At 69.4% G+C, this 4,341-nt stretch carries 3 protein-coding genes; 1 reads left to right on the top strand and 2 read right to left on the bottom strand.

All coding sequences use genetic code 11. The features are described 5' to 3' along the window. Nucleotides 1-222 precede the first annotated feature (222 nt). Nucleotides 223-810: a regulatory protein RecX gene (locus D7V97_RS40640; protein ID WP_120615930.1), complete on the top strand. Its 588-nt coding sequence runs from the start codon at nt 223-225 to the stop codon at nt 808-810. A 19-nt stretch (nt 811-829) separates the two neighbouring features. On the opposite strand, the gene D7V97_RS44410 is transcribed toward D7V97_RS40640, so the two are convergent. Then, on the bottom strand, nt 830-1,576 hold the full coding sequence (locus tag D7V97_RS44410; protein WP_147445191.1) for a hypothetical protein: 747 nt from the start codon (nt 1,574-1,576) through the stop codon (nt 830-832). 147 nt (nt 1,577-1,723) lie between these two features. Beyond that, nucleotides 1,724-4,168, bottom strand: coding sequence for an acylase (locus D7V97_RS40625; protein WP_120615927.1), 2,445 nt, complete (start codon nt 4,166-4,168; stop codon nt 1,724-1,726). Between the last annotated feature and the right edge of the window lie 173 nt (nt 4,169-4,341).

Raw genomic sequence — 4,341 nt, 5'->3', positions numbered from 1 at the left:
GGGGATGAGCATGAAGCGCATGGGGTGGCTCCTTCTTTCGCGGACGGGATGTTCCAGGTCCTACTCGCGCGACGAACGAGGATGGGAGGGATCGACAGGGGCCCGTCGATTCTTGTCACCGGAAGGCGGACCAGGCGACAGGACGTGCCCCGGCAGGGTGTGCCCGGTGGGAGGCCGGACGCGCCCCCCGGGGTCGGACCCGGGTGCTACATCTGTCGTGCCATGGATGATCCAACCGACAGGGACGGCGACCGACGCCGGGAGCCACGCAAGCCGAAGCCCCCTCGCAAGGTGTCGCAGCGCTACCTGGAGAATGCCGCGCTGCACTACCTCAAGCGCTACTCGGCCACGGTGAGCCAGTTGAAGCGCGTGCTGATGCGCAGGGTGGACCGCTCGGTGAAGGCCCACGGCACCGACCGCAAGGAGGCGGTGGGGTGGGTGGATGCGCTCGCGGAGAAGCTCATCCGCAACAACCTCATCAACGACGGGGCCTACGCACAGACCAAGGCGCACTCGCTGCGCGCTTCGGGCCGCAGCGCGCGCGTCATCACCCAGAAGCTGCGCATGAAGGGCGTGGCCCCGGAACTGGTGCAGCAGAAGCTGGCGGAGGCCACCGAGGACGTGTCCGAGGACGCCGCCGCCCTCATCTGGGCGCGCAAGAAGCGGCTGGGCCCCTTCCGGCGCGACGCCAGCACGCGCGCGGACAACCGCCAGCGGGACCTGGCGGCGCTCGCGCGCGCGGGCTTCTCCTTCGCCATCGCGAAGCGGATCATCGACGGAACGGCCGACGACGCGCCGCTCCGCCGCTGACCTTGGAGCCCGGAGCTGCTCAGTACATCTTCAGGTCGTACCCTGCGGTGGGCCGCCAGTCGCTTCCCGACGGCACGGTGCGCCGGTCCGTCACCTTCACCGCGTAGACGCCGCCCGCCACGACGTTGGCCGTCGCCCGGTAGACGAAGCAGGAGGGGGTGATCTGCGAGCAGATGAGGGACTGGGTCGAGCCCAGGAGCGCGCCCAGCGTCCGGGTGGCGTAGTCATACGCGTAGATCTCCACGCGCAGTTGGGCGCCGTTGCGCAGGTTGTACGCCTCCACCGTCATCACCTGATTGATGGGGGTGGCCACGAGCGCCCAGTCCACGTCACCCGCGCGGTGGGACGTGTGCTTGAGCTGCGGCGTGCCCATGTACGACGAGGCGGAGGTGTGCGTGTTGTCGCTCTCGAAGGAGTCCGGAGGCGCCAGCAGGCAGTTGGCCGGCGGGCTGAACCCGTCGTTGACGCAGACGTTGCCCACGCAGTTGCACCCGGAGGCGCAGTCCGACCCCGTGCTGCAGGCGCGCACGGGCGGCGTGTCGCAGTGCCCCGGGGGCGGCGCGGGGCTGAAACCGTCCGGCACGCAGTAGCCGCCCTGGCAAACACAACTCTCACGGCACCCCAGCCCGTTCGTACAGGCCAGGGCCAGTCCCGCCTCCTGCGTGCCCATTACCTCGTCAGGCCCGGCAGGAGTGGACTCCTCCACGGGCCCGCATCCCACGACGAACATCGCCAGCGCTGCGACACCCCAACGAACGAGCTTCACGGTGGCCTCCTCTTGCTGGACCCCGCCATGGCGCACCCTGCGTCAGCGGGCGGAAAGTCCGTTTGACTCACCGTGAATACTGACGGCCCTGGAGTGATATGACAATCATTATCAATTCATGAGAACAGGCGAGTTTCGCAGCCCTGGTTACTCCTGGAGTTGCGTGATGGAGAGCGCCGGATCGCTGGCGATGTCGGCCTCCGTGTAGCGCATGTCCACCCACTGCTTCTGGGAGAACATCGCCGTCTGGTCCGCGTACCAGGGCGAGGCCGGGTTGTTGGATTGGGAGTAGGTGAGGACGGACTTCGCCACGGGCCCCGCGTCGGTGAAGGACACGGCCATGATGAAGCTGGAGCCCAGCACGGGCTCGTAGGTGCCATCCGGCAGCAGGCGGTTGGAGATCTGGTTGAAGCAGCCCTCGTCGTGGCTGCACCCGTGGATGGGGATGAACACGCCGTTCTTGCGCTTGCCCTGCACGGAGCCCGTCGTCGCATCCAGGGCGATGTTGCGCGTGCGCAGCGTGCGGATGGCGGTGCCCAGTGCCTGGGCCACCTGCGGGTGCAGGGTGTTGAGCGTGCGGGGCGTGTTGACCGGATCCGCGGGGTTGAAGGGGACCAGGTACGGGCCGCCCGTCACCGCGACGGCATTGAAGATGAACACGCGCCACAGCAGCTCGCCGCGGCTGTCCAGGTTGCCCTTCAGGTCCCACTGCGCGAGCACCGGGCAGGCGGGGCGCAGGTCCTCGAAGGTGCCGTCCGCCATCAGCACGAAGGGCGTGCGGCGGCACAGCGCCACCGCGGCGTCGCGCAGCAGCTCTCCGGAGTGGGCGCGGTTGTTGAGCATCACCGTCTGGAGTTGCTCCAGCGTGAAGCGCTGGCCCTCCAGGTCGTCGGTGCCCGCGAGCCGGCCCTGCACCATCTTCAAACCCAGCCGGGTGCGCAGGCTGCGCACGCTGTTCTCCTCGCCCAGGATGCGCGGGAAGCCGGTGAGGGGCTGGGCGGGGTTGGGCAGCCAATAGCTGTCATTGGAGTTGGTGACGTAGTCGTTGCGCGTGAGGTGCGGCATGCGCGACGGGCCCAGGATGCCCGGCTCCACCGCGTCCGCGTCGGTGCCCCAGGCGCAGTCGGAGCGCGACCCGTCCAGCACCGGCAGCCCCGCTTGCTGGAGGATGAGCAGCGGGATGGGGGACAGCACGCAGCGGGCGAGGTGCGCGTTGGTGACGTGGGGCACGACGCCCATGTCCGCGTAGTACGAGCGGCCCTGCGCGTCCGCCGCCAGCGTGTTGACCCATGGGATGCCCTGCCACGTGGCCTGCGCCTGCCGCAGCTCCTCCACGTTGGTGGCGCGGTCCATGGCGAAGAAGGTGTCCAGCACGCGCAGGTTGCTGGCGTTGGCGTCCGCGAACGCGTAGCCGGTGAGCCCGTTCCAGGTCATCAGGCCGGCGGGGTACTCCAGCATCGGGCCCAGGTGCGAGCGGTAGAAGGTGTGCTGCCGCGAGGAGAGCGAGCCGCCCGCCTCCCGCGCCTGCACCGTCACCGTCTGCGTGGTCATCTGCCGCAGCTGCCCGTCGTAGAGGTAGGTGGTGGGGCTGCCGGGGACGAGCTTCAACTCGAACGGCGTGAAGCGGTACGCGGTGGAGACGGTGTGGCTCCAGGCCAGCGTCTCGTTGTGGCCGATGAGGATGGCGGGCACGCCCAGCAGGCTCACGCCGCTGACGTTGAGCTTGCCGGGCACGGTGAGGTGCGCCTGGTAGAAGCGCTCCGAGCCCTCCCAGGGGAAGTGCGGGTTGGCCAGCACCATGCCCTTGCCGTTGCGCGTGGCCTGTCCCCCGAGGCCGAAGGCGTTGCTGCCCAGGCCCATGGACTCCGAGTGGGGGAAGACGTTGCGGTCCAGGCTCGCGGGCACGGGCAGCGGCAGGGGCAGCGAGCCGTCCGGCAGCAGCGCGGGGGGCTTCGCGTCCACCAGCGCGTCCAGGAAGAAGCCGGAGCTGGCGAAGAGGCTGAGCTGGTAGTAGCGCAGGTAGAGGTCGTGTTCGGTGATGGGGCGCACCCAGGCGGCGCCCCGGCAGCGCGGATCCGGCAGCGCGTCCACGCCCGTCTCCCGCAGGTAGCGGTTGAAGCCGGCGGCGTAGCCTCGCACCAGCTCGCGTGCGTCCTGCGAAGGGCCCAGCGGCGCGGGCTTCGCGAGCAGCGCGTCCACGGTGCCGGCGTCCACGATGGACTGGTAGAAGAAGTCGCTCTTCAGGTTGATCAGGTCGCCGCCCAGCGGCGCCGGGTAGGTGGCGTCCGGCCCGAAGTAGCGCGAGCGCTGCGCGTTCACCGTCACCAGCACGTTCGCCAGCTCGCAGAGGTTGTCCTGCGCGAACGCGTAGCCGTAGCCGTAGCCCAGGCTGGCGAAGTCGTCCGCCAGCACGTGGGGGATGCCGTGCGCGGTGCGCCGGACGGTGGCGGAGAAGCTGCCCGCGCCCAGCTTCACCGTCGCCACGGTGTCGGCCGGAGGTGTTACGGCGCGCGGCTCACAGGCGGTGGCCACGAGCAGCGCCGCGAGCGGCAGCAGCCGGCCACCCCGGTTCCTTCCATCACGTCCAACCATCGAGGGACTCCCTTCACGGAGAGGAGAAATTCCCTTCTATTTGTAAGAAGGGCGCATTCCTGGATCGCGGCGGCATCGGGTGGATGGGGCCGGCGGACTGCGGACGGGGGACGGCAGCGGTCGAGGTCGTCATGGGCACTCCCTGGGAAGGTGATGCCCTGGCCCTTTTGCAG

It is taken from the genome of Corallococcus sp. CA053C, assembly GCF_003611675.1.
In the GTDB taxonomy this organism is placed as follows: Bacteria; Myxococcota; Myxococcia; order Myxococcales; family Myxococcaceae; genus Corallococcus.
Note: the sequence above shows the minus strand (reverse complement) of the source record. Positions and strands in the feature narration are given on the sequence as shown.

Excerpts from the sequence above, each read along its gene's own strand:
- D7V97_RS40640 (WP_120615930.1), top strand. The coding sequence starts at position 223 with ATGGATGATCCAACCGACAGGGACGGCGACCGACGCCGGGAGCCACGC.
- D7V97_RS40625 (WP_120615927.1), bottom strand. The coding sequence starts at position 4,168 with ATGGTTGGACGTGATGGAAGGAACCGGGGTGGCCGGCTGCTGCCGCTC.